General features: G+C 43.1%; 27 protein-coding genes. 16 read left to right on the forward strand and 11 right to left on the reverse strand.

What is annotated here, in order from left to right:
• Positions 1-84 precede the first annotated feature (84 nt).
• From V7K40_RS26895 to V7K40_RS26905, 3 genes are all read right to left on the reverse strand, one after another.
• On the reverse strand, positions 85-372 hold the full coding sequence (locus V7K40_RS26895) for a GIY-YIG nuclease family protein (RefSeq protein ID WP_334965173.1): 288 nt from the start codon (positions 370-372) through the stop codon (positions 85-87).
• A 218-nt stretch (positions 373-590) separates the two neighbouring features.
• Positions 591-812, reverse strand: coding sequence for a hypothetical protein (locus V7K40_RS26900; protein WP_229456196.1), 222 nt, complete (start codon positions 810-812; stop codon positions 591-593).
• A 2-nt stretch (positions 813-814) separates the two neighbouring features.
• Positions 815-1,924, reverse strand: coding sequence for an ATP-binding protein (locus V7K40_RS26905; RefSeq protein WP_334965175.1), 1,110 nt, complete (start codon positions 1,922-1,924; stop codon positions 815-817).
• A 215-nt stretch (positions 1,925-2,139) separates the two neighbouring features.
• Between V7K40_RS26905 and V7K40_RS26910 the strand changes: the two genes are divergently transcribed.
• Complete coding sequence (locus V7K40_RS26910) at positions 2,140-2,376, forward strand: hypothetical protein (protein WP_334965177.1); 237 nt, start codon at positions 2,140-2,142, stop codon at positions 2,374-2,376.
• Between the two features lie 67 nt (positions 2,377-2,443).
• Positions 2,444-2,761: a hypothetical protein gene (locus tag V7K40_RS26915; RefSeq protein WP_334965179.1), complete on the forward strand. Its 318-nt coding sequence runs from the start codon at positions 2,444-2,446 to the stop codon at positions 2,759-2,761.
• Positions 2,762-2,992: 231 nt separating this feature from the next.
• Here the strand turns inward: V7K40_RS26915 and V7K40_RS26920 are convergent, their stop codons facing one another.
• From V7K40_RS26920 to V7K40_RS26935, 4 genes are all read right to left on the reverse strand, one after another.
• Entirely contained in the window at positions 2,993-4,636 is a 1,644-nt protein-coding gene (locus V7K40_RS26920; RefSeq protein ID WP_334965181.1) for an acetolactate synthase large subunit, read from the reverse strand.
• A 108-nt stretch (positions 4,637-4,744) separates the two neighbouring features.
• Positions 4,745-6,112: an NAD-dependent succinate-semialdehyde dehydrogenase gene (locus V7K40_RS26925; protein WP_334965182.1), complete on the reverse strand. Its 1,368-nt coding sequence runs from the start codon at positions 6,110-6,112 to the stop codon at positions 4,745-4,747.
• 227 nt (positions 6,113-6,339) lie between these two features.
• Positions 6,340-7,992 (reverse strand): adenylate/guanylate cyclase domain-containing protein, encoded by a 1,653-nt coding sequence (locus V7K40_RS26930; protein WP_334965184.1) that lies wholly within the window; start codon positions 7,990-7,992, stop codon positions 6,340-6,342.
• A 303-nt stretch (positions 7,993-8,295) separates the two neighbouring features.
• On the reverse strand, positions 8,296-9,180 hold the full coding sequence (locus V7K40_RS26935) for a LysR substrate-binding domain-containing protein (protein ID WP_334965186.1): 885 nt from the start codon (positions 9,178-9,180) through the stop codon (positions 8,296-8,298).
• Positions 9,181-9,599: 419 nt separating this feature from the next.
• Between V7K40_RS26935 and V7K40_RS26940 the strand changes: the two genes are divergently transcribed.
• The 9 genes from V7K40_RS26940 to V7K40_RS26980 all read left to right on the forward strand — a co-directional run bounded on the left by V7K40_RS26940 (position 9,600) and on the right by V7K40_RS26980 (position 13,510).
• The gene (locus V7K40_RS26940; RefSeq protein ID WP_334965188.1) at positions 9,600-9,899 is read left to right on the forward strand and encodes a muconolactone Delta-isomerase family protein; all 300 of its coding nucleotides are present in this window, start codon (positions 9,600-9,602) and stop codon (positions 9,897-9,899) included.
• Between the two features lie 59 nt (positions 9,900-9,958).
• Complete coding sequence (locus V7K40_RS26945) at positions 9,959-10,582, forward strand: NAD(P)H-binding protein (protein ID WP_334965190.1); 624 nt, start codon at positions 9,959-9,961, stop codon at positions 10,580-10,582.
• Between the two features lie 130 nt (positions 10,583-10,712).
• Positions 10,713-11,015 carry a muconolactone Delta-isomerase family protein gene (locus tag V7K40_RS26950; protein ID WP_334965192.1) on the forward strand — a complete coding sequence of 101 codons (303 nt, stop codon included), beginning with the start codon at positions 10,713-10,715 and terminating at the stop codon, positions 11,013-11,015.
• A 451-nt stretch (positions 11,016-11,466) separates the two neighbouring features.
• The gene (locus tag V7K40_RS26955) at positions 11,467-11,664 is read left to right on the forward strand and encodes a Nif11 family protein (RefSeq protein ID WP_334965394.1); all 198 of its coding nucleotides are present in this window, start codon (positions 11,467-11,469) and stop codon (positions 11,662-11,664) included.
• Between the two features lie 145 nt (positions 11,665-11,809).
• On the forward strand, positions 11,810-12,673 hold the full coding sequence (locus V7K40_RS26960; protein WP_334965194.1) for an NmrA family NAD(P)-binding protein: 864 nt from the start codon (positions 11,810-11,812) through the stop codon (positions 12,671-12,673).
• 106 nt (positions 12,674-12,779) lie between these two features.
• Positions 12,780-12,908 (forward strand): SDR family NAD(P)-dependent oxidoreductase, encoded by a 129-nt coding sequence (locus tag V7K40_RS26965; protein ID WP_334965196.1) that lies wholly within the window; start codon positions 12,780-12,782, stop codon positions 12,906-12,908.
• A 61-nt stretch (positions 12,909-12,969) separates the two neighbouring features.
• Complete coding sequence (locus tag V7K40_RS26970) at positions 12,970-13,104, forward strand: SDR family oxidoreductase (RefSeq protein ID WP_334965396.1); 135 nt, start codon at positions 12,970-12,972, stop codon at positions 13,102-13,104.
• Between the two features lie 66 nt (positions 13,105-13,170).
• The gene (locus V7K40_RS26975) at positions 13,171-13,344 is read left to right on the forward strand and encodes a hypothetical protein (RefSeq protein ID WP_334965198.1); all 174 of its coding nucleotides are present in this window, start codon (positions 13,171-13,173) and stop codon (positions 13,342-13,344) included.
• 4 nt (positions 13,345-13,348) lie between these two features.
• The gene (locus V7K40_RS26980) at positions 13,349-13,510 is read left to right on the forward strand and encodes an SDR family NAD(P)-dependent oxidoreductase (RefSeq protein WP_334965200.1); all 162 of its coding nucleotides are present in this window, start codon (positions 13,349-13,351) and stop codon (positions 13,508-13,510) included.
• Positions 13,511-14,078: 568 nt separating this feature from the next.
• Here V7K40_RS26980 and V7K40_RS26985 read toward each other — a convergent pair.
• The gene (locus V7K40_RS26985) at positions 14,079-14,624 is read right to left on the reverse strand and encodes a DUF3124 domain-containing protein (RefSeq protein ID WP_334965202.1); all 546 of its coding nucleotides are present in this window, start codon (positions 14,622-14,624) and stop codon (positions 14,079-14,081) included.
• Positions 14,625-14,699: 75 nt separating this feature from the next.
• Positions 14,700-15,377, reverse strand: coding sequence for a TrkA family potassium uptake protein (locus V7K40_RS26990; protein WP_334965204.1), 678 nt, complete (start codon positions 15,375-15,377; stop codon positions 14,700-14,702).
• A gap of 356 nt (positions 15,378-15,733) precedes the next feature.
• On the opposite strand from V7K40_RS26990, the gene V7K40_RS26995 reads away from it, so the two are divergent.
• From V7K40_RS26995 to V7K40_RS27015, 5 genes are read left to right on the forward strand one after another with little or no spacing between them, the layout of a single operon-like run.
• Positions 15,734-15,988, forward strand: coding sequence for a hypothetical protein (locus V7K40_RS26995; RefSeq protein WP_334965206.1), 255 nt, complete (start codon positions 15,734-15,736; stop codon positions 15,986-15,988).
• 30 nt (positions 15,989-16,018) lie between these two features.
• Positions 16,019-16,420 (forward strand): hypothetical protein, encoded by a 402-nt coding sequence (locus V7K40_RS27000; protein WP_334965401.1) that lies wholly within the window; start codon positions 16,019-16,021, stop codon positions 16,418-16,420.
• Between the two features lie 41 nt (positions 16,421-16,461).
• Positions 16,462-16,689 (forward strand): hypothetical protein, encoded by a 228-nt coding sequence (locus V7K40_RS27005; protein WP_334965208.1) that lies wholly within the window; start codon positions 16,462-16,464, stop codon positions 16,687-16,689.
• 4 nt (positions 16,690-16,693) lie between these two features.
• Positions 16,694-16,975: a hypothetical protein gene (locus V7K40_RS27010; RefSeq protein WP_334965210.1), complete on the forward strand. Its 282-nt coding sequence runs from the start codon at positions 16,694-16,696 to the stop codon at positions 16,973-16,975.
• A gap of 3 nt (positions 16,976-16,978) precedes the next feature.
• Positions 16,979-17,215 (forward strand): hypothetical protein, encoded by a 237-nt coding sequence (locus tag V7K40_RS27015; RefSeq protein ID WP_334965212.1) that lies wholly within the window; start codon positions 16,979-16,981, stop codon positions 17,213-17,215.
• Positions 17,216-17,823: 608 nt separating this feature from the next.
• Here the strand turns inward: V7K40_RS27015 and V7K40_RS27020 are convergent.
• Together V7K40_RS27020 and infC are read right to left on the reverse strand one after the other, a co-directional pair.
• Positions 17,824-20,829 (reverse strand): MFS transporter, encoded by a 3,006-nt coding sequence (locus V7K40_RS27020; protein ID WP_334965214.1) that lies wholly within the window; start codon positions 20,827-20,829, stop codon positions 17,824-17,826.
• A 290-nt stretch (positions 20,830-21,119) separates the two neighbouring features.
• A complete protein-coding gene (gene infC, locus V7K40_RS27025; RefSeq protein ID WP_334965216.1) occupies positions 21,120-21,653 on the reverse strand; it encodes a translation initiation factor IF-3 in 534 nt (177 codons plus the stop codon).
• Between the last annotated feature and the right edge of the window lie 682 nt (positions 21,654-22,335).

A 22,335-nucleotide genomic window follows, 5' to 3' on the forward strand; every position in this document is an offset into this window, starting at 1 on the left:
TGCAGCGCCAGCGGAATGAAGCAATCGCAAAGGCTAGGATTACTGAGCTTTGCTTTGGTGCGATCGCAATCACACCAGTAAAATTTACAATCCATCATATAAGTCTTTCCATTCTTGATTAATGCTATTGACTAAATCAATTTTCTTTTGTCTGGAACCTGCTTTAATTTGTTTTTCTCGACTAATTGCTGTATAAGCATCTTCAAATACCTCGTAATAAACTAATTTGGTAATATTGTATTTCTTAGTAAATCCTTCTATCATTTTCTCTTTGTGTTCATAAACTCTTCTTTGTAAATTGTTTGTTACTCCTGTATAGATCACAGTATTATAGTTATTCGTCATTATATATAGATAATATTGCTGGCTCATTTTCAATCCTTCTTTTGGATAAGAAATCAGTCATAGCAAATGTTTGTTATATTTGTCAGTACAAAATTATAAATAATAATGTCCTCGAAGACTTGTCTTTGTGTAGTTCTTTGGAGAACCTGTAGGCTACGAAGTGTTCACGAAGTGTCTGTAGAGTAGCAATCCCAAAACCTTGCGATTGCTTCGTCGTTCCTCCTCGCAATGACAATTTAGATTTATTATTGCAAGACTTCCCAATCTTCCAGAGGCACAGCAGGTTCAAAAGGATCGTCATAACGGTACGGTTGTTTGCCACGCAAAGGATACAAATTCGCTTCTTGGGGATGAGTGTGACTTTCTAGAATGATAATTTCAACGGCTTCGCCAGCCTGAAACGGTAAATCCTCAAGAATCAAGGTTCCGTTTTTAGTTAACTTTGTTTCAATTCGGTGTGCTTTCATAGTTACTCTGCTAGTTCTGAATCTAATAAATGAGCATATTTTTTCATTTGTTGTAATCCTTCTTCACGCCAGTTATCATTATTCTCTCTTTGTTCTAAACTAAATAATCTTTCTGTACACAGGATTTGCAACAACAATGGCCAGCAGCAACTTTGTGTCAAAATCCACTCTACATCTTCCTCAGTGAAAGCAATCGGCGAACTAGCTATAAATTCTCGCGCTTCTGGCTGAGTCAATGCTCCCAGATATGCGGTGTAGCCGAAAATATTGAAAAAGGGTGAACTGTGTCCTGTGTTTCGCGCCATTTCAATCGGTGATTCGGGGGTAGTCAAGACAAATGCTAGATTCCCGTCTGTGTGGTTAGTCGCCAAAGACCGCAAACATTCCCAAAAGCCATCGTCTAATTCTGGACAGCGTTGCAATCCAACGCCAATCTCATCCAATAAGATAACTGTGGGAAAATGTAAATTATCACTGATTACATCCATAAAACGATCTAAATCGCAAGGTGTCGGCACTTGCATCTTCAGAGATTCTAAAATGTACTTTAGCAGTCCTTCTCGGCTTTGCATTCGTGCGTCTTGTAAGTCTACAAAAATCCAATAGTAATTTTCTCGATGCGGTAGCCAGTCAGATTTTTGCTCAGGACGCAGCTGTTCTACTGGGGTAGTGGTGATATTTTTTAGGTAGTGCAGCAGGGATGTTTTACCACTGCGCTTTTTGCCGATAATGGCGGCGTTTTGCAGGGGATGGCGTTTGAGTAAGTTGAAGAGGCGTTTTAATTCTTTCTCTCGTCCAAAAAAGTAACGCGGCTGGGTGATGGGTGCGCCAGTAATGAAGGGTGATGCTTCGCCGTCAGTTGGCTGGGGTTTATTTGGTTGAGTTTCTGGTTCTTTGTATGCAATGTTTTGCCACTCTAACCCCAGTTTTTTGCTAAGTTCTACAAAATTTAGATAGTCAACAGTTTTACCACTGAGAAAGCTTTTGACTGTGGAGAGAGAAAATCCTATATCAGTAGCCAAGGACTGTTGGCTGGGATAGCCGTTAAGCTGAGGTGCTGACTTTACTTTTTTAATATACTCTGGGGCTACTTGGAGCGATCGCGCCATCATTCCTCATCGAGAAACTGCTGCGAGTATATCAGATTTGTATACTAGCTAAACAGCTTTGCTATTGCGCGATAACGTCTTGCACTCTAGAAATTATAGTCATCCTAAACTTAACCGATAATCAACTAACAACTCGTCTAATCGGTGACGATTTCTCAACTCAGTTCTCAGCCAGCACCAAGTTGTAATGAGAATGTAAGGGATTAAGGGCTTTGAGAATGAAACGTGTACTGGGAGTTTTGCAAATTACCTTATCACTTTGCGGAGTGATGATGTTTGGTACAGTAACTTACGCCGCTATTAATATGGTGAATGGTCAATACCAAGTTGAAATAACGCTCAATACTAAAGAACTAAAGATTAAGTCAGATATTGACAAAAGGCAATGCAAAGCAGTAAAAGATATTGCCCAAAAGCAAGAAAGCACAAATTCCAACCAGAAAAGGATTAAATAAAAGTAAAAATCAGTGATCAGTTAGAATCAATAACTTCTAATTTCTTGTAAATGAGTCTTTGATACTCGTGAACGAGTCTTTAATACTCGTGAACGAGTCTTTGATACTCGTGAATGAGTCTTTGATACTCGCTGACGAGTCTTTAATACTCGCTGACGAGTCTTTGATACTCGTGAACGAGTCTTTGATACTCGCTGACGAGTCTTTAATACTCGCTGACGAGTCTTTGATACTCGTCAACGAGTCTTTGATACTCGCTGACGAGTCTTTAATACTCGCTGACGAGTCTTTGATACTCGTGAACGAGTCTTTGATACTCGTGGACGAGTCTTTGATACTCGCGGACGAGTCTTTAATACTCGTAGTTTTTTTAACGAACCGCTAAGGACGCAAAGGACGCGTTCGCGCAGCGTCTCGTAGAGAAGAAGGAGAAGAAATATCTCTATAAATGAAGTGAAGTAAAGCGGTGCGTTAGCCTTTGGCGTAACGCACCCTACCAAAACGTTAAAGGAGTGGAAATTAATAAGGAGTTAGGAATAAATAACTCCTAACTCTTGTACAGACGCGATTAATCGCATCTCTCTTGTACAGACGCGATTAATCGCGTCTGTACTTTTTACACCGCACAACTCAACTCGCCAGCTTTTTGACTGAAGCGGTGATTCTCTCGATAATCTACGGGACAATCTATCACGGCGGGTACATCTTGAGCGAGAGCTTCTTTGAGGGTGGGAATCAAATCTAAAGCCGATTCAACTCGGTAGCCTTTTAAACCCATGCTTTCGGCTAATTTGACAAAATCAGGATTGCTAAAATGCACAAAGGATGAGTTTCCTTTACCAAATTGATTTTCTTGTTTCCACTCAATTAACCCATAGCCACCATCATTGAAAATTATGGTGACAAAGGGCGTACCGACACGCAAGGCTGTTTCTAATTCCTGAGAATTCATCATAAAACCGCCATCGCCTGTTACAGCAACGACTTTGCGCTTAGGATGAATCAGTTTTGCTGCTAAAGCGCCAGGAATGGCAATACCCATGGCCGCGAAGCCGTTGGAAATTATGCAAGTATTGGGGCTATGGCAATGATAATGACGAGCCATCCACATTTTATGTGCGCCAACATCAGAGATAACGATATCATCTGGACCCATCACTTGCCGTAAGTCATAAATTAACTTTTGCGGCTTAATCGGAAATCCGTCATCATGGGCATACTGTTCGTAATCAGCCCGAATATCTGACCTTAAGCTGATGGCAAAGGGATCAGGTTTACCTTGTCTGTCTGCTAATTTTAAAATTTCATACAGAGAATCTGAAATATCTCCCACGACTTCGGCGTTGGGAATATAACTACTATCAATCTCCGCCGGACTTACCCCAATATGCACAATCGGAATTTCACCATTGCGATTCCATTTCTTCGGGGAAAACTCAATCAAATCATAGCCGATCGCAATTACTAAATCTGTGTTATCAAAGGCACAAGTAATAAAATCTCTTTGCTGTAATCCCACTGACCATAAAGCTAATTGATGTGTGTAGGGAATTACGCCTTTACCCATAAAAGTATTGGCAACAGGTATATTCAGCAATGTAGCAAATTGTGTGACTGCATCACTTGCATGAGCACGAATTGCCCCATTTCCTACTAAGATTAATGGGTTAACTGCTTGGCAAATTGCAGCTGCTGCTGCCCGAATGCTAGCAAAAGATGCATAGCTTTTTTCGCTATTATCCTTACGCAAAGGGTTGCCTTCGACAGGCATGGCAGCAATATTTTCTGGCAAATCGATATGAACTGCACCGGGTTTTTCAGATTGCGATCGCTTAAATGCTTTCCGTACTACTTCTGGTGTAATACTCGGTCGCACAATCTGCTTATTCCACTTAGTAACAGGTGCAAACATTGCCACCAAATCTAAATATTGATGGGATTCAATGTGCATTCTATCTGTTCCCACCTGACCGGTAATCGCGACTAAGGGCGCACCATCAAGGTTAGCATCCGCTACCCCGGTCATCAAGTTGGTTGCCCCTGGTCCAAGAGTAGAAAGACACACTCCGGCTTTTCCTGTTAAGCGTCCGTAGACATCGGCCATGAATGCTGCACCCTGTTCATGACGAGTTGTAATAAATTTAATGGAAGAATGTTTTAGCGCTTCCAAAACGTGCAGGTTTTCTTCGCCAGGGAGTCCAAAAATATATTGCACTCCTTCATTTTCTAGGCACTGCACCAATAATTCTGCTGTATTCATTTGATTTCCTAACTAGCGACAATAAATATTGGGGAGTGGGTATTGGGCACTGGGCACTGGTAATTAAGTTTCTTTCCCATGCCCCGTGCCCCATGCCCTACCTTTTAATCACTTCACCCATACGGTTTTAACATTGACAAACTCATGTATACCTTGGATACTCAATTCTCTGCCATATCCAGAACGCTTAATGCCGCCAAAGGGCAATCGGGGATCAGATTTGACCATACCGTTGATAAACACGGCACCTGCTTCGATTTCCTCAACCAAGCGATCGCATTCTTGGTCGTTGGTTGTCCAAGCACTTGCACCTAAGCCAAAGGGACTGTCATTAGCAAGTTTAATGGCAGCATCGATATCGGAAACACGGAATAACAAGGCTACCGGGCCAAAAAATTCTTCTTTTGCAATTGGTGCCTCAGGCGGGATATCTATGATAATCGTTGGCGGATAAAAGTTCCCTGGACGATCTGATAAAGGATGTCCACCGGTGAGGACTTTAGCACCGCTGTTAATAGCATCTTGCACTTGTTGATTTAAATCCTGGAGAATACCAGGTGTTGCCAGTGGACCTAAATCGGTATCTGGTTGCATGGGATCGCCTACTTTCAGCGCCTCAAATTTTTCTAAAAGCAATTTTTCAAATTTGTCTGCGATCGCTTCTGCGACAATAAAACGTTTGGCTGCAATACATGATTGCCCGTTATTCAACATCCGCGCTGTAGTAGCTGTGACAACTGCTGTCTCTAAGTCAGCACTTTCTAACACAATAAACGGGTCACTTCCTCCCAATTCCAAAACAGTTTTTTTAATTTGTTTGCCGGCGGTGGCGGCGAGGGATGCACCTGCTGGTTCGCTTCCGGTCAAGGTGGCAGCTTTTACGCGGTCATCAGCCATCAAATCGGCGACTTTAGCAGCGCCTATTAATAGAGTTTGAAAAGCACCTTCAGGAAAACCCGCTCGTCGGATAATATCCTCAATTGCCAAGGCACACTGCGGCACATTGGAAGCATGTTTGAGTAAGCCGACATTTCCCGCCATCAATGCTGGTGCAGCAAAGCGGAATACTTGCCAGAAGGGGAAATTCCACGGCATCACCGCGAGAATTGCACCCATTGGTTGGTAGCGAACAAAACTCTGGCTGGCATCAGTTTTTACACTGACATCAGCCAAAAAATTAGAGGCGTGTTCAGCATAGTAGCGACAGACGACGGCGCATTTTTCGACTTCCGCGATCGCAGCTTTAAATGGCTTACCCATTTCTAGAGTCATTAATTTAGCAAATTCTGCTTTGTCTTGCTCTAAAATCTCAGCAGCCTTTTGCAGCCAGTGCGATCGCGTCAAAAAACTAGTCTGGCGATACTTTTCAAAAGACTGATTAGCCAAATCGAGTTTAGCAGCAATCTCTGCATCGTTGAGCGCTTCAAAGGTTTTAAGCGTCTCCCCAGTGGCGGGATTAATGGTGACGATAGCCATTACCTGATCTCCCGTTAAAAACAGCTTGAGGTAGGCTTCTTAGTGTTACACATATTAATCTTGGAAGCTACCACCCAAATTTTAGTCTTTAAGCCCAGAATTAGTTGCTTAATATTACAATTTTGCAATTATTTTTGAAACAAAATATACAATTTAACTATGTATTTATATTGATAAGTTGACAATTTTCATTAGTTATTAGTTAGTTGTTTTTCAATGCACTATCATTAAAAATTAATGATTGGACTAATAATTGTTGGCATTTGCTGCAAATTTGTCTGATAAATCTTCACTAATCGCTCAATACCTTTGAAACGATAATCTCCCATTTGTTGGAAATCAAAGGGTTGTGAAAGCATTTTATAGGTGACTTCACTAATCACGCACTCACTAGGAGGACAAACTGCTTCCATGCGAGCGGCAAGATTAATCGTCGCGCCTAATGCCGTATAATCTACCCTTTGAGAGCTACCAACATCTCCCACGACAGCTTTACCGCTGTTAATAGCAATACGTAATTGTAGGGGTTCATGCCAAAATCCATTGGCATTAAGATGTTCGAGACGAGTGAGCATTCCCTTAGCAGCTGCGGTTGCGCGATCGGCGTGATCTGGTTGCGGTTCTGGAGCGCCAAAAAATGCCATAATACAATCGCCAATATACTTATCTAAAGTGCCGCCGTAAGTAAACACTTCTTTTAGCATCTCTTCAAATAAATTATTTAATAGTTGAGCGATCGCAGTTGGTGTTAACCTTTCAGAAATTGCCGTAAAGCCAACCAAATCTGCAAACACAATACTGATTTCGCTCTCGGCGGGAGCTAAACGACCACTCGGTAATCCGCCTACAGATATCAACTGCTGTACGACTCCTGGAGAATGATAGCGTTCTAGTCGGTGACGAATCATCTCTTCAGTTTTGAGTTTCTCTACCAACAGCCAACGCTGCACGCTAGAAGCCACAAGGTTTGCTAGAGCCGAAAAAAAGCTGAGTTCTTCCTCGCCTTCATTTGCCCAATGGTAAGAAGAAAGATTGGCATCGGCATATAATACGCCCACAACTTTATTTTCATCCCATAAAGGCACCGCCATCGCGCTACGAATGCCTTTGACCAAAATACTCTGTTCACCAGCAAACCGTTCATCCTCATGGGTATCGGCGGTTTGAATGACAACTTTTTCGTCAAATACCTTTTGACAGATACTCCGACTAATCCAACTTCCATCTGAGGGGAGATGTTTTTGTTGGGAAACGTTTCTAGTGGCAGCATTCACTAACTCTAATTGACCGCAACCATTAACATCAATTAATAATGCCAAGCGCTCGATACTATCAAGGTAACGAAAAACCACTTGCTGCACCTGGGAAAAAATCTCTTCTATAGACGCAGCCGCTGAAAGATTTTTAGCTATATCCACTAAGTCTTTAAGACGGGCAATGGTTTTGTCTTTGTTATTGATGTCGCCATCTTTACTATCAGCTGCAATCCATTGCTGTTGTAATTGTTCGACATTGTGAAGGATTGTTCTTTGCTCATTAATGTCCGAAGTTCCGGGATACTCAGGTGTCGATTGGGAAACAGGGTTTGTGAGCAGTACTACCAAGCTAACATTGCCTAGCCAAACGACATCACCGTGATGTAACTCTTGGGGATAGCTAATAACATATTTATTGACTTGCGTCCCGTTTTTACTACCTAGATCCTCAATAGTCCACACACCGTCAGCCGTTTTCACAAGGCGAGCATGGTTGCGGGATACTCCAGCAAAAGGTAAATATAAGTTACATTCCGGCAAACGACCAATTGTGAATACATCTTGATCAACTGCGATCGTTGTCTCGGTATCTTCCTCTTGTAGGCGTAGCGTGAGTTCAGTCATGAGTGTGATCCATCGAAGCTAGAAGGTGCAAGCAACTCTAAGGTAAGTTATACCCTACAGGTTAACCTTCACGTTTTCTTTATGACACTGTTAACTCCATTCCGACAAGTGTATGTGAGAGATATTATATTGAAGGAAGCTATTTTGCTAGAGGTTTAGTTCAATACACAAACTCTCTGATATCAATAGCAGTACTCTCACTCGATACTACAGCATAATATGCACCTATATATAGCAGCGCCCCTTAAACCCAAAACTCTGGAGGTTAAGCGCCCGAACATTAACCCGAACTGACGTTAAGTTTTAGCGCATCTTTTGCTCAAGGAACTCTAGAAAGACTTTGACTTTCATTGGGACATATTTTCGACTGGGGTAAAGTGCGTTAATCGGAACCGGAGTTGATGACCACTGGGGTAAGACGTTTACTATATCCCCACCCTGTAACTCGTGCTGAAACAGAAATTCCGGTAGCAGCCCAATCCCTACTCCAGCAACGATTGCTTGATAAATGGGGGCAACATCATTGCTGAGTAGTCGTGGATGAAAGGAGAGCGTTACTGTTTCGTGCTGTTTATTATCCAATGTCCAGGTCACTTCGTTCTGACGATGAGCCATACAAAGCAGCGTATGACTGGTCAAATCAGCAATTGCTCTTGGTTCGCCAGCGGTTTTGAGATAGGTTGCGCTGGCAAAGAGTTTCTGACGACCTGTGCTAATCCGTCGCATGATCAAGGTTGAATCGTCCAATTCCCCAATCCGAATCGCTAGATCATACCCTTCCTTCACAATATCCTTGTATTCAGTCGTCGCATTGAGAATCACTCGAATATCAGGGTAGGTCAGCAAAAATTCCGGCAAATTGGGTGCGAGAAAAGACTGTACAAACAACATGGTGGCTGTCACTCGCACAGTGCCTTGCGGATGTCCTTGCAGGCTGGCGATCGCATCATCACCATCATGTAACGCATTGAGAATAGGTAAACAGTTTTTGTAATACAGTCGTCCTTCTTCAGTAAGAGAAACCCGCCGCGTCGTGCGATGAAATAATCGGACTCCTAGCCGTTGCTCTAGCTGATTGACCTTCAGACTGACGCTAGATTTAGGCAAGTCTAGCGATCGCGCGGCTGCGACAAATCCACCCTGTTCTGCGACTTTGAGAAATACTAAAACAGCATTCAAATCGTCCATAACCTGCACTAACTGCAATGAGAGTATCTCTACTCTGCTATTGTTCAATATTACAAACAATCAATTCATAAAAACTACCTTTATCTGTATAAGTTGATTAATCATACTGGGAGATGTTAAATACAGAGGAAATTTTAAATTGAAGCAATCGTACTTTGTGAAATCAAGCCTTGAACGAAAAATACTACGGTGGGTTCACATTGTTTTGAGCATCCCAGCGTACACTCAATCGCCACCGAAATGAAAGCTCGTTTGAAAAACACCGTCCATGTTACCCTTTGGACCTCCGATTTGATCAGAGTCTCTAAGCTAATCAGCATTTAAGTTGCATAAAAACAGGGCTGAAGCCCTTACTACAAGCAAATCATCCTGGAAAAATGAATGACGATTAGCTTAACCAAGCTAAATAGAGGTGTCATATGCAATATCTTGTTATCTTCACGCCCAAACAGAAATTCGGAAGCGATGAAATGCCCTCTGACTTCCCGCAATTGTTACTCGAGGAAGAGGCGCGAGCGAAATATCTTTACATGGAGGGACTTCTCCGTCAATCGTGGGTGCTGGGCAAGAGGGATCATGGCGCGGCCGTTCTCTTTGAAGCGGAGTCACCGAAGCACATGCAAGAGATAATCGACAGCTTTCCACTGATCAAGGTTGGCTACTCTAACACCCAGGTCTTCCCTCTCGCCCCAGATCCTGCATTCGCACAGAAGTCCTGATCAAGGCCGCATTTCTGTGAGCTGAAAACCCACTAAGCGTTACATAGGAAAGTTAAAATATGAAAGTCTTAGTCATCGGAGCCGCTGGCAAGACCGGTAGAGCTGTAGTCGAACAAGCTATAGCCGGTGGCCACCAAGTCACGGCCTTCGTTCATAAAGCTGATGAATACGAAGTCTCGGATGTTCGCGTCATCGAAGGGGACGCCACCGACAGTGCCACAATGGACGCAGCAGTTCTCGGTCAAGACGCGGTGCTTGACACGATCGGCGGCAAAACACCTTACAAGGAAACGACGCTCGAATCGAGTGCCGCCAACACCATCATTGCTGCCATGCAGCGAAACGGGGTGCGTCGTCTCGTAGTCACTTCCATGCTTGGCGAAGGGGAGAGTGAGGCGAATGCCACCCTGTATGAGCGCTTACTGGTTTCGACCTTGTTGCGCGGTGCGGACAAGGACAAAGCGGCAATGGAGTCTGCTGTCGAGTCCAGCGGTCTGGACTGGGTGATTCTTCGCCCAGCCCTCCTCACCGATGACCCCGCCAAAGGAAACGTTCGAGTATTCGATCCCGAAACGGGCGAGAAGGCCCATAAAATTACACGTGCCGACTTGGCTTCCTTCATGCTTGCCCAGCTTTCCAGTAACGAATACCTCCATCAAGCCGTTACTATCGCAAATACCTAAGAATTCGGCCCACACTCTCTTTTTCGGACCGAGAGCGTGTTTGTTGAGGCTTCGGCGTCTGCTTGACCACGCGGTATGCCTCCTTTCCTGTCCTGTTTTCACAACCAAGCAAGCTAAATAGAGGTGACATATGCAATATCTTGTTATCTTCACACCTAAAGAGAAATTCGAGACTGATGGAATGCCCTCTGACTTCCAGGAACGGGAACTCGAAGAGCAGGCGCAAGCGCAAGTCCTTTACGCAAAGGGAGGTCTCCGTCAAGTGTGGGCGCTGGACACGAAAAACCGCGGCGCAGCCGTTCTCTTTGAAGCGGAGTCACCGGAGCATCTGCAGAAGATGATCGATAGTTTTCCACTGATCAAGGTTGATTACGCTGACTACCAGATCTTGCCGCTCACGCCGTATCCAGGATTCATGAAGAAGTCCGTCTAATCGCACCGCATAAGAATACGCTCCAGCGAACGGAGGCTGGTGATCTGGCTTTCTGTGTTCGTCGGCCCTTGTGTTACCAGTCGCTGTCACTGAGCTTGGGTTCGTTAGCCCGTCTTCACTGGCAACTTAGCACAAACTGCCAAGCGGTGCCCGAACGAATTGTTACCAAGCAATGGAGAAAAAAGATGCAGTCCGACAATGAGAAGCTTGAACACAGCAATGCTAATGCAGCCGAGATCCGCCATCCGCTCACCGAAAAGGATAGCTAGCTTCCTGAAGAGCAAGACTAATCCGTAATACGTTCCATTGAGCAGAAACTTGCTAAGCAAACACTTATACAAATCAATCATGAAAAACAACGAAGCGAACAACATGCCATAAAGCTACTGCATCAATTCACAAGGAGATAAATTGACATGGCTCAAACACCGATCAACCAATTTTTGCAGCTATTAGACAAAATCAAGCGTTACAGGCACAGTGTCAAGCTGCAGGCGATATACAAACCTGCGTCAACCTTGCAGACGCACAAGGCTATCTCTTCACGACTGAAGAACTGCAGGCTGAGTTGAGCAAATTATCAAAAGAAGAGGTGGCAGAATTGGTCAATCCAGGAATAGCCCCTCGACTACATATTGAGCCGCAGTGATTTATGATTTAGGGGACTGTTGATATTTCTCAACCCGAAAGTGACAAGGAAAGCGATCGCTTTGCAGCTAGATCCATTAGAGGGTGTCTGAAAAGCTATAGGGCAAGTCGTCTGAGCATCAACAGACAAACAATGAGGTAAGCCAATGAAGATTCTCGTAACAGGTGGAACCGGCAATGTAGGTAGTGCAGTGGTGAACGAGTTGCTCAAGCGTGGAGTAGAGATCCGGGTGCTTTCGCGCAAGCAGCCTGAGCAGGGAAAGCTACCAACGGATGTAGATGTCGCGATTGGTGATTTACTCGATCCGGTCGCCGTCGAGCAGGCAATGCAAGGCATTAACAAGTTATTTCTGCTGAACGCCGTCGCAGCCGATGAGTTGACACAAGCGCTGATCGCTTATGGCATTGCCAAGCGGGTTGGACTAACCCACGTGACGTATCTCTCCGTTTACAGAGTGGAGCAGTTCCGGGATGTGCCGCATTTTGCATCAAAGCTAGCTATGGAGAGCGCCTTACGCGAGTTTGGCGTTCCCTATACGATCCTGCGTCCTGGCTACTATATCCAGAACGACGGCAGCCTGAAAGCGGCGCTTACCGAATCGGGTATCTATCCAATGCCGATTGGCACTGCGGGAATTTGTGCAGTGGACATTCGCGACATCGCCGAAGCAGCGGCGATCTCCTTAACTGAAACTGGGCACGACGGTCAGACGTACAACCTAGTCGGACCTACGCTGATTAGCGGTCCTGGCAATGCAGCGACGTGGAGCAAGCTGCTGGACAGGGATATCAAGTACACTGGTCATGACTTTGAGCAATGGGAGCAACAAATGCGTGCCGAAGTTCCGGGTTGGCGAGCTTTTGACCTACGTATGATGTTCCAGGGCTTCTTTGATCGTGGACTCGCTTCGACAGAAACCGAAGTTGCGCGTTTGACAACGCTCCTAGGTCACACGCCACGCAGCTACGAGGATTTTGCCGCCGAGACTGCCCAGATATGGAAAGCTTGAGCCAGTTGAGCGTTAAGCCTGCCGATAATGTGTTCGCAGATGCAGTGCACTCTTTCTATATTTCTTTTTGTGCAACTGACTGGAACTCTAATTTGGAGAGATAAAGATGGATTTACAACTTCAGACGGCACTAATCACAGGCAGCACCAGTGGAATTGGCGAAGCGATTGCTAAAACACTGGCAGAGGAAGGAGCGATTGTTGTCGTACAGGGTAGCAGAGAAACCGATTATTAGTTGAGTCAAGGAGCAATTGGGATAGAGTGTGCAAGCGCTTCAGAACGTACCGCCCGAGGCTGTGCTCAAGAGCCAGATATCACTGCAGCGTCTAGCGCAGCCGAAAGAAATTGCTGCTGCGGTGACATTTCTAGTCTCTGATGATGCTTCCTACATTAACGGTAGCACACTCGCGGTTGATGGCGGATGGCTCTAAAGCTGGTTAATTCGGGCGTGGAAGTTTTTGTTTAATCCAAGCGAATCTAAACAGAGAAAAATTACGATGCTGAATGTAGAAAACAAAGTCATTACCATCACCAAAGCCAGCAGCGGCATCGGTGAAGCTAGCGCCAGGCTATTAGCTCAAAAAGGCGCAACTGTTGTTCTAGGTACGCGGCGCATCCAAAGAAAAGATTGTCGGCGAGATCCGCGCAGCAGGCGGTACAGCAGAATTTAAAGCCGTGGATGTCACCAATCGCGAGGATATGAAAGCATTCATCCACTTTGCCAGAGACAAATTTGGTCGCGTCGATGTCATCTTTAATAATACAGGCGTTATGCCCCTGTCTCCAATGAACGCTCTGAAAGTTGAGGAGAGGGATATAACCATCATGGTGCGTTAAAGTCGTGTAACGCACCCATGTATTTTAGAAGAGTAGCGATCGCTGTGCCTGACAGAGATGGTGGAATTAGATGTACGGATTGTCCCCTATTCTTAATTGCTCACTTAACTCAATGACTGTCATATTGTCTGCTCTTTATAAGGAAAATGCCAAAGACCCCGAAGTAAATCCTTCAAAGATTTGACCAAGGTTGCTAGGGCACTTTTGACTGTGCCACAGAGAGTTTTTGTCTGGAAGAATAACTGTGAAAAAACTGAGAATGATCGCTTCAGCCTGGCTCGGAGTAACAGTTTGACTCACCGTGGCTAAAGCCACAGTGAGTCAATGACTTACATACCATTACAGTTATCTGCTTGATATCTTAGCTTACCCAAGGCTTGAGATGTATAATTAAAAATGTATAAAATTACACTATTAATAAAATTTAATAAACTGAGATTACGATGACAGAAGCATAGTGATATTAAGAAATATTCGCTAATTTCTCATTATCAATCTTCAATATTTATATGCATTTAGCCTGTATTCAGAACTAACCGTATTTACATTGAGTGGAAACTTTATGTGATTATGAATTAGGTTGACTTTTGATGACTCTACCGGGACTAATAAAAGAAATTCCTTGCTGAAAATCAGTACCAATCATGACTGCTTCCACTATAGGTTCGGATATATCTGTTTGGGCTACCCACTCTACAATAAAGTTTGCGCCTAAACCTCCACTAGTGTCATTTCTATTAATAAAAAAATCTGTAGAAGCTAGTGCATCAAGCTGAATAGGGCGCTCCAAATACTGCTTAACTAATTTCCCATCTGAGTTATAGTAGCGCACGGAAGTAATGATCATCGGATTGGTCAAATCTGTATTCCGAATACTGAGCGTAACTGCTAACTCAAAAATCTCCTGGCGATTGTGATGATAGATATGAGAATAGACAGGAACATAAACAGTTTGACCGTTTGCTATCTTAAAATTCTTATCCAGCGTCACTATTTTTTGAGATGGGGTTGCTTGAGTGGCATCGGGTTGTGACTTGGGTGGAATACTTGTTGATTGACAAGATACAAGAAAAATAACAGCGATCGCTAAGTAAATATGTGGATACAGCTTCATCAAAACTATTTACACCCATTTTTTATACATGTGTAGCTAACCCCACCTAATAAAGAGTTTAGGTAGGGACTGCGCTCAACATTTTTGTTCAATAAAATCAATAACTTGATGTAAACATCCTGGTTTAGTCACAATCAGCACAGTTGAATGCGGTTCCAGTATTGTACTGCCGTTAGGAATCATCAAATCTTCGTGGGGATGGGGTTGATAGCCAATAATTAGCGAACCACTAGGGAATTGGGAATCCTGAGCAATTTCGGCAAGGCTACGACCAGCAACATAGCAATTGTTTGGGATGGAAAGTTTTAGAACCTCAATCTGTCCCTGCTCAAAATGCATCATTGATTCTACTTGGGGATATTCAATGGCATTTACCATCGTTGAAACCGCTAGTTCTACAGTACTGATGATATGGTTGGCTCCAGCGATACGCAACGGTTCGGCAAAATCTCGGTGGCGCATCCGACTCAAAACATGGGGGACACCGTAGTGTTTAGCAAGAGTTACCATTGCTAAGTTTAAGGCATCACTGCGTAGGACAGCTGCCAAGGAGCCGGCTTTGCGAATCCCAGCTTCCAGTAATACTTCTGTACTAACAGCGCTGCCTTCAAAAGCCATTGCTCCTACTTGTTCACGGGCATAGCGACAAGCAGTAGGGTCAATATCAATAACGGCAACACTATGCCCCAGTTCTACGAGTTTCTGCGCTAAACTTAAGCCCACTAAGCCGGCTCCACCAATTAGTACGTACATGAATGTTCTTAATATTCTTTCAATTCTTACTTCACTCTATAGGTTAACAAAGAATGAAGGTATAGCTTGTGAGAATCGCTTAGTACTCAAACCATCTGCAATCGGCGTAGAAGCAATTAGTAAAACTGCGTTGTCTGTGAAGTTGGCACAGCAAAAACAGATATACCAATCGGATTTGATTTGTGGGCTTTTCACAAATAATTTAAAATTGTTGTCCAAGGTGAATTTTGTTCATTTATACTTTTAATTATACTCAATTATAACTTTAATTAAATAAAACTTATTCTATTATGAATGAGGTAAAAATTTCTCCTGTCTCAATTTTATATCAGTTTTTATGAAATTGCTTGCTAACAATGAATTTAATTTTTCCTCAGATAGCATTAGCAGATATTAAATCTCAAATGCTACCTTTAGCTCAGATTCAATCCCAAAATGAATCCATCTCTACCAAAGCAGCTTTAGAAAGATTATTTATTAACAAAAAAATACAGAGTGAATGGTTTGCACCAGATTTTTTAGCTCAAGTTACTATTGAGCAAGTGTGGCAAATTATTGACGGCATGAAAAGTCAACTTGAAGTCTATCAAGGCGTACAAAATAATGGATAAGATTACTTAGTTATTTTTAGTCAAGCTTCAGTGCCAACCAAAATAGCTCTAAATAGCAAAGGACAGATTTCAGGATTGCTGTTTGAGTCACCGCAAGCCCAAGTTATTAGTTTAGAAGAAGCGACTACTAAATTTAAAGCATTACCTGGTAAAGTCAGTTTTCTAGTTCAGGAAGGCAAAACAATACAAGCTGCATTAAATACCAAAACACCCCTGGCAGTTGGTTCAGCCTTCAAACTAGCCGTACTCAAAGCACTAAAATCAGAAATTGCTTCTGAGAAGCGAATATGGAAGGATGTAGTACAACTGCAACCTAGTTGGAAAATGTCCCTTACTTATAGGAATCGTCGAAAAAGATTTAGTTTGAGGTTTAATCTGATTGCTGCTCTCTACAATTATGAGCTTCATCTCTCCCAAACCGAATTTGCCTGAGCGACTTTTGCAAGAAGTCTATTCTGTCAGTAGCTGGCGGTTTGATTGGCGTTGGTGTCGGCATCAGTGGCACTACGATTGTGGGACTTTTTACCCCTTTTAAACCCAGCGTGCCAGTAGAGGCGATCGCTATAGCTGTCGGTGTCTCTGGTGAAATTGGTCTAATTTTTGGTGTTCAGGACTTACGCAACTGGCACAGGCGCTCACTAAATTTTAGTACATCAGTATTATGTGAGAGACGCAACTGGCACAGGGTGATCGCTAAATAAATTGATGTTATACATTGATGGGTTAGGCAAATATTATTATTGCCCTCTGAAACGTAATCGACTTGTTGATGATACGGCTTGTCTTGAAGATTATAAAAGAATTGAATTGTTATATTGGGGTGAAGAAGAGTTAAAATCAGGAAAAACAGTTAAAATAAAAAGGTTTCCAGGTGCGAAAAAAGTGAAACTATTCCGGGTAACTGTCTCCCCCGACAGAACGGATTTTATCGCTAAAAATGATTTATCTCAAGGTTCTACGAACGTTGTACAAAAAGTGTGCAAGTAACGATTGCAAGTTGAAGAGTTTCACCGAGAATTAAAACAATTGACTGGCATTGAATCATGTCAATGCCGTAAGGGTCGTATTCAAATAAATCATATTGCCTGCGCTATTTTAGTCTGGCTTCGACTCAAAGATTTAGCTTATAACACTGGTCAAACCATCTATCAAATTAAGCATGAATTGTTATCAAATTATTTAGTTCAACAACTCAAACGTCCGACTGTTCCTATGTTTATCGCATAGTTGTTTGGTGTGCGGCGCGATTACACCACGCCATTGCTTGTGCCAGTTGCGTAAGTCCTGGTGTTGTTCCAGTTCGTAGAGCTGGTCAACTCGACCCAATAGTTGCTTTAAGAAGCGCTTAAAATGTCAAATTCACTTTTTATCGCTCTTTCATCACTCTCTCTAGATAAAAAACAATAATCCTTGCTGCACAAGACTTTCAGCCAAAATAGATAATTCTCGCCATAATGTTAGAAAATAAAGCTCAAAACCCAGTTTGTGTCTCTTGTTTAAAAGTTGGCTGAGATTTTTCTTTGACCAGAGTGATGAAAGAGCGTTATATCAGGTTCGGTTAAACACTTATAATATCTGTAGATTGCGTTTCGTTCCTCAACCCAACATTAACAAGAAGTAAATGTTGGGTTTCACTGGCGTACCCCTACGGGGAAGCAAGCTACAACCAACCTACATTGAGAAATTTTATTATAAGTAATCACCCGAACTTGATATTACTCGTTCTTGTTCGCCTAGAAAATATTTCTCAAGTCTACGGTTATGGAGAAACACAAGTCTAAATACTATTACTTAGAAAAAATGGAAATAATAAAATTATTCCAGCGAAGGTTTTTTCAATTGTAATTTTTAAACTGGTATTTTTCGAGTAACTCTTTAACTTGAGCAGCCACCAGAGGATGTGGATCTTTTTGTAACTGGGGTAAGATTTGCAGGAGAACGCGATGTGAAACCAGATGCAAGTATGCGATCGCAGCTTCTCTAACAAAGCCAGTTGGATGACGCAAACTCATTAAAATCTCAGAACTTGTCAGTCGGATGCGAGTCACTTGAGCAAAATGGAAACAGCAAGCTAGGCACCAGTCAGAAAGCAAGTTACCCAACATCAGCAATCTGTGGAGGCGATCGCTAACTACCATATTTTCATATTCTAGGATCTTGGCTTCTACAAGATGTTGCAATTTTTCTGCCTGCGGTCGGTTATCTAAAGTATTCAGCAACAGAGACTTTGAAGACAGAGTTACAGTGTGCTCTAAGATTTCTAAGCCCCGCGCTAAGTTTACCACTGAGAGCGATCGCAGATTAAATGCTGCTGCCTGCATCTTTTCTGGCGAGTAAAGCAGTCTCAGTAACAGTAGCAACCGCTCTTTGACATCCAATTCCAATTCTAGGAGGGCGCGTTGCAATAATTCAGAGACAATCACAATCCTCTCACTTGATTGATAATTTTCTTTTCCGTCTAGTGTTTTGAAGTCAATGTAGGCGGCGTAAATCTCACCTAAAAACTTTAATTCCTGTTCTATTAAATTTTCTACCTGACTTTCATAAAACCGATCTACTAAACCTGTAATTCCTGGTTGTTTGTGTATTTTTAGTAAGCTGTGGAGAATATGATCCCTAGTAGTTCCCCAAGATGATTCCAAGTTTTCCCATAAAGTCTCCAATGCTTCCTGGGTACCAATTTGAGCAATAGTCCGCCAAGCATACATCCGCACTACTTCTGGTTTATAAATATTGATAGCCAACTGCAACAGCATCTCTACAGCTTCATTCTCCAGTCGTATTAGGGCTGACATTGCTGTACTGCGGGTTGATTTATAATAAAGTGCTGCAATCAGTGCCGAATAGTACTCCTCTAAATGGGTTGCTGCAATCATTTCTAATACAGCACAGCGCACTCGTAACGACTCATCTTGTAATAAATTCGGGATGTAAATCCGCAACGCCTGCAAATAAACTGCTTCTCTGAGCGCTCTGACTCCATTCACCCGTTCCCGTTCTTGCTTATGAGTCAACATCCGGCGCATGGTTTGAGTGGCTGCTACCTTTTGCATGGGCGTTCCTTGGCGTAAGACTAAAGCGGCGGCAGTGGCGCGGATGAGTGAGTTTTGGCGAGGGTTCAAGTATTCTTCTAAAATACTTAAATTGGGATTTGGTTCAGCCAGCCAAACATAGCGCAGCGCTAAAGCAAAAACTTCAGGGTTGGTTTGTTGGGGTTGTTCTAACAAAGGACGGATGGCGGCTAGGTAAGCGGGATTGGCACCTGCCATCAGCATCACCTCCAAACTTTGACGCTGCAAATCTGGGGTTAACTTGAATAATAGGGGTGCTAAAACTTCCGCAGCTCCTTGGGAATCAATTTGGGCTAAAAGTTCAATACAAGAACGTTTATCAGCCTCACTGCCTTTTTCTGCTAAAGCTTTGACTACCCCCTGCTTAAAGAATCGCAGACCCACATTCGTTGCACTTAAGTGACCCCGTGCCACACTTAAGACTAATAGTTCAACATAACGCGATCGCAATTCCCAAACTACTTTTAAACAGGCACTAGCTATCAGCATTGTTTCTGCTACCAACACCCACTTATGCATGGGTACAGGTACAAACCTCCCACAAAACAATAGAGTTACAAAAATTAGCGCTCCTGTCAAACCTGTAGCGATCGCTTCGGCGGTTCCGCCAGATAAAGTCTGCATCCGGCTGCGAATTGCCTCTGGAATCGGTTGGTACAAAATGGGGCCGCTACTCATGACAAAGGTGTAGCGCAGAAGTTCATCGCAGAATTTAACAATCACCAGACCCCAAAAAAAGCTTTGCGATTGTATGGCTGGAATTAAATATAGGAATACCAGCACTCCTGGTAGTGAAAAGCCTACGGTGATTGGTAAAAGTGTGGCTGTGAAAAATACTCCCATCCGTTCGATGAGTCGGCTGGAAATAAACCACTGCAACAACAACTCACACAGTCCTAACATGCCACCAAAAAGACCCAAGAAGCTAGCGAGTTCTCGATCACCCAAATTAGATTGAAGTTCGCGCAGATATTGAAAATCTACTAACAACCCAATGACTTGCAACAGACCGACAAAGGCAAATAATTGCCAGACATAGCGTTTCAGCGGACTTTTAATGAAACGCTCTCGTGAGGCTTGTTCTTCAGAAATTAGTCTTTGTGGAGTTTCAGGAAAAGCTGCTCGATAGTGATGAGTTAAATAGAAGAGAATCCCCGATCCGAATAAAATTACTATACAGGCGATGAGGATGATCTTATTCAGCGTGGTGTATTGCACTAGCCAAGGCAAACTAAAGCCACTAATCACATCTGCTACCAAAAGACCACTACTTACCAGTGGGTAAGTGCGCTTAATCTCTCGAATGTTAAATAGTTGGTTGGCGACAATGGAGGTGTTGAGGTCATTAACCACATAAAGTGCATCTACCCACAGCCGCAGCAGAAATACCGAAATAACTGCCAGGTATGAAACATGCCATCCCCAACGTAATAAAATTAATAAAACTAATGGCATCAACATGCAAGGTGCGATCGCTACAATCACCCGGCGTAAGGGAAAAATCTTTTGCAGCCAAGAGTATAAAAAAACCAGTACTGCACTCATAGCGGCACTGGCAATATACATCCACGGCAGTAGGTTCGTTCCGTATTTATCCAAAAACAGCGCCACCGTACTGTCCTCTGCCCACCGCAATCCTACACATACAGTTGTGTAAAAAACAAACATTATCCGAGTCCGTTCACTCTCCTCTGGTCGGAGATTCACCCACTGTAATAGTCGTGGTAAAGCAACTTTATTTGCAACCAACCAGTGATTTTTCAGTTCCATGCAGTTTTATTTTCTGGTAGTATCACCGCGCAATAGGCGAGTAGGGATCTGGCGTTGCAGGGGAAGAAAATACTTCCTTGTCCTCCTCGTCCCTCATCTCCTGGAAATAGCGAAAGTCCTGAGCAACTGAGTCTTATGTTTCCCACTCAGCCTTCAGGACTATCGATTTTCGATAAATTTAAATGACCTCAGTACCTTTGGGCGCATGTTGTATCCAAACGAAAAACGAAAAAATCCCCTGGCTATAAGTCAGGGGATTTTCAAACTTGGTCTATTAAATAGTTAGAGAATTATTTTTTGGGCGAGATGAGCATCATCATGTTTCGCCCTTCTTTTTTAGGCATTTGTTGAACCTCACCAAATGGCTCCAAATCCGTTGCCATTCGCTTGAGCAAATCTTCTGCTAGGTCGCTGTGTTGAATTTCTCGACCCCGGAACATCACAGTAGCTTTGACTTTATCGCCATCTTTCAAAAAGCGCTCTGCTTGCTTGACACGCACATTGTAGTCGTGTTCTTCTATTTTATAGCGCATCTTAACTTCTTTGACATCAGCCGTGTGCTGCTTTTTCCGGGCTTCTCGTGCTTTTTTCTCCTGCTCAAACTTATATTTCCCGTAGTCCATAATCCGACAAACTGGCGGGTCAGCTTTATCACTGAGTAGCACCAAATCTAACTCTTTTTCTTCTGCTAGTTGTAGTGCTTCCAATGGGGGCATAATTCCCAGTTGGCCACCGTCAGTGTCAATCACCCGAATTTTCGGGAAGCGAATTCGTTCGTTAATTTGGGGCAGATCGCGAGTTCTTTTCTTCTCAATCACAGGCATTATGATTTGTGGGAGCTCTTAATGAAGGATTTGGTGTGGTCTTGATTGGTATGCCGCAGAGGCAAAATACTTAAATAACTCAGGACTGAAAACATAGTCTACAGTTCCAGGGTAACTAATCTATAAAATAGTTGCCTGGTTGTATTTGTCATTCTACTGACTCTGAAAGAATTTCTTTGCAATAGTTAATCTAAATAACACAACATCAACTCATGTTAAATATTATTACAATTATTTCGCAATACAATACTTTTTCTGATGGCGTAACCGCCCACTGTAGGTGATCGCATTAAGCAACATATCTCCAAAATACCTTGATCACAGATGCAGGACATCTAGCAAAACTAATGAAGTTTTCGCTTACCCACTCACCCACCAGGGATTTTAATCCCTGGAACCAATAGCCAAAGTCCTTTAAACAGGACTAATAAAAGGTTCCAGTCCATTTGAGTGGACTTCAGCTATTAGCTTTGCACTTGAGTGTAACGCAGGATAGGTTGACTCAAGGTCAAAACCTGCACACAAATCTAGATTTAGATGAGCTTATGACCAATTCAGCGCACCTACCTAAAGATAACCTTATGATCGTTGACTGCAACAATTGGCTTGAGGGATTGAGACGTCTGTGGGGCAGTTTAAGCTGATTTTGGCACGGTGTAATAATGATATTGCGCGATCGCCT

This window comes from Nostoc sp. (assembly GCF_036917195.1).
Classification (GTDB): Bacteria; Cyanobacteriota; Cyanobacteriia; order Cyanobacteriales; family Nostocaceae; genus Nostoc.

Coding starts and splice junctions, on each gene's coding strand:
- V7K40_RS26895 (WP_334965173.1), bottom strand. CDS start 372: ATGAGCCAGCAATATTATCTATATATAATGACGAATAACTATAATACT.
- V7K40_RS26900 (WP_229456196.1), bottom strand. CDS start 812: ATGAAAGCACACCGAATTGAAACAAAGTTAACTAAAAACGGAACCTTG.
- V7K40_RS26905 (WP_334965175.1), bottom strand. CDS start 1,924: ATGATGGCGCGATCGCTCCAAGTAGCCCCAGAGTATATTAAAAAAGTA.
- V7K40_RS26910 (WP_334965177.1), top strand. CDS start 2,140: ATGAAACGTGTACTGGGAGTTTTGCAAATTACCTTATCACTTTGCGGA.
- V7K40_RS26920 (WP_334965181.1), bottom strand. CDS start 4,636: ATGAATACAGCAGAATTATTGGTGCAGTGCCTAGAAAATGAAGGAGTG.
- V7K40_RS26925 (WP_334965182.1), bottom strand. CDS start 6,112: ATGGCTATCGTCACCATTAATCCCGCCACTGGGGAGACGCTTAAAACC.
- V7K40_RS26930 (WP_334965184.1), bottom strand. CDS start 7,992: ATGACTGAACTCACGCTACGCCTACAAGAGGAAGATACCGAGACAACG.
- V7K40_RS26935 (WP_334965186.1), bottom strand. CDS start 9,180: ATGGACGATTTGAATGCTGTTTTAGTATTTCTCAAAGTCGCAGAACAG.
- V7K40_RS26940 (WP_334965188.1), top strand. CDS start 9,600: ATGCAATATCTTGTTATCTTCACGCCCAAACAGAAATTCGGAAGCGAT.
- V7K40_RS26945 (WP_334965190.1), top strand. CDS start 9,959: ATGAAAGTCTTAGTCATCGGAGCCGCTGGCAAGACCGGTAGAGCTGTA.
- V7K40_RS26950 (WP_334965192.1), top strand. CDS start 10,713: ATGCAATATCTTGTTATCTTCACACCTAAAGAGAAATTCGAGACTGAT.
- V7K40_RS26960 (WP_334965194.1), top strand. CDS start 11,810: ATGAAGATTCTCGTAACAGGTGGAACCGGCAATGTAGGTAGTGCAGTG.
- V7K40_RS26965 (WP_334965196.1), top strand. CDS start 12,780: ATGGATTTACAACTTCAGACGGCACTAATCACAGGCAGCACCAGTGGA.
- V7K40_RS26975 (WP_334965198.1), top strand. CDS start 13,171: ATGCTGAATGTAGAAAACAAAGTCATTACCATCACCAAAGCCAGCAGC.
- V7K40_RS26985 (WP_334965202.1), bottom strand. CDS start 14,624: ATGAAGCTGTATCCACATATTTACTTAGCGATCGCTGTTATTTTTCTT.
- V7K40_RS26990 (WP_334965204.1), bottom strand. CDS start 15,377: ATGTACGTACTAATTGGTGGAGCCGGCTTAGTGGGCTTAAGTTTAGCG.
- V7K40_RS26995 (WP_334965206.1), top strand. CDS start 15,734: ATGAATTTAATTTTTCCTCAGATAGCATTAGCAGATATTAAATCTCAA.
- V7K40_RS27010 (WP_334965210.1), top strand. CDS start 16,694: ATGTTATACATTGATGGGTTAGGCAAATATTATTATTGCCCTCTGAAA.
- V7K40_RS27020 (WP_334965214.1), bottom strand. CDS start 20,829: ATGGAACTGAAAAATCACTGGTTGGTTGCAAATAAAGTTGCTTTACCA.
- infC (WP_334965216.1), bottom strand. CDS start 21,653: ATGCCTGTGATTGAGAAGAAAAGAACTCGCGATCTGCCCCAAATTAAC.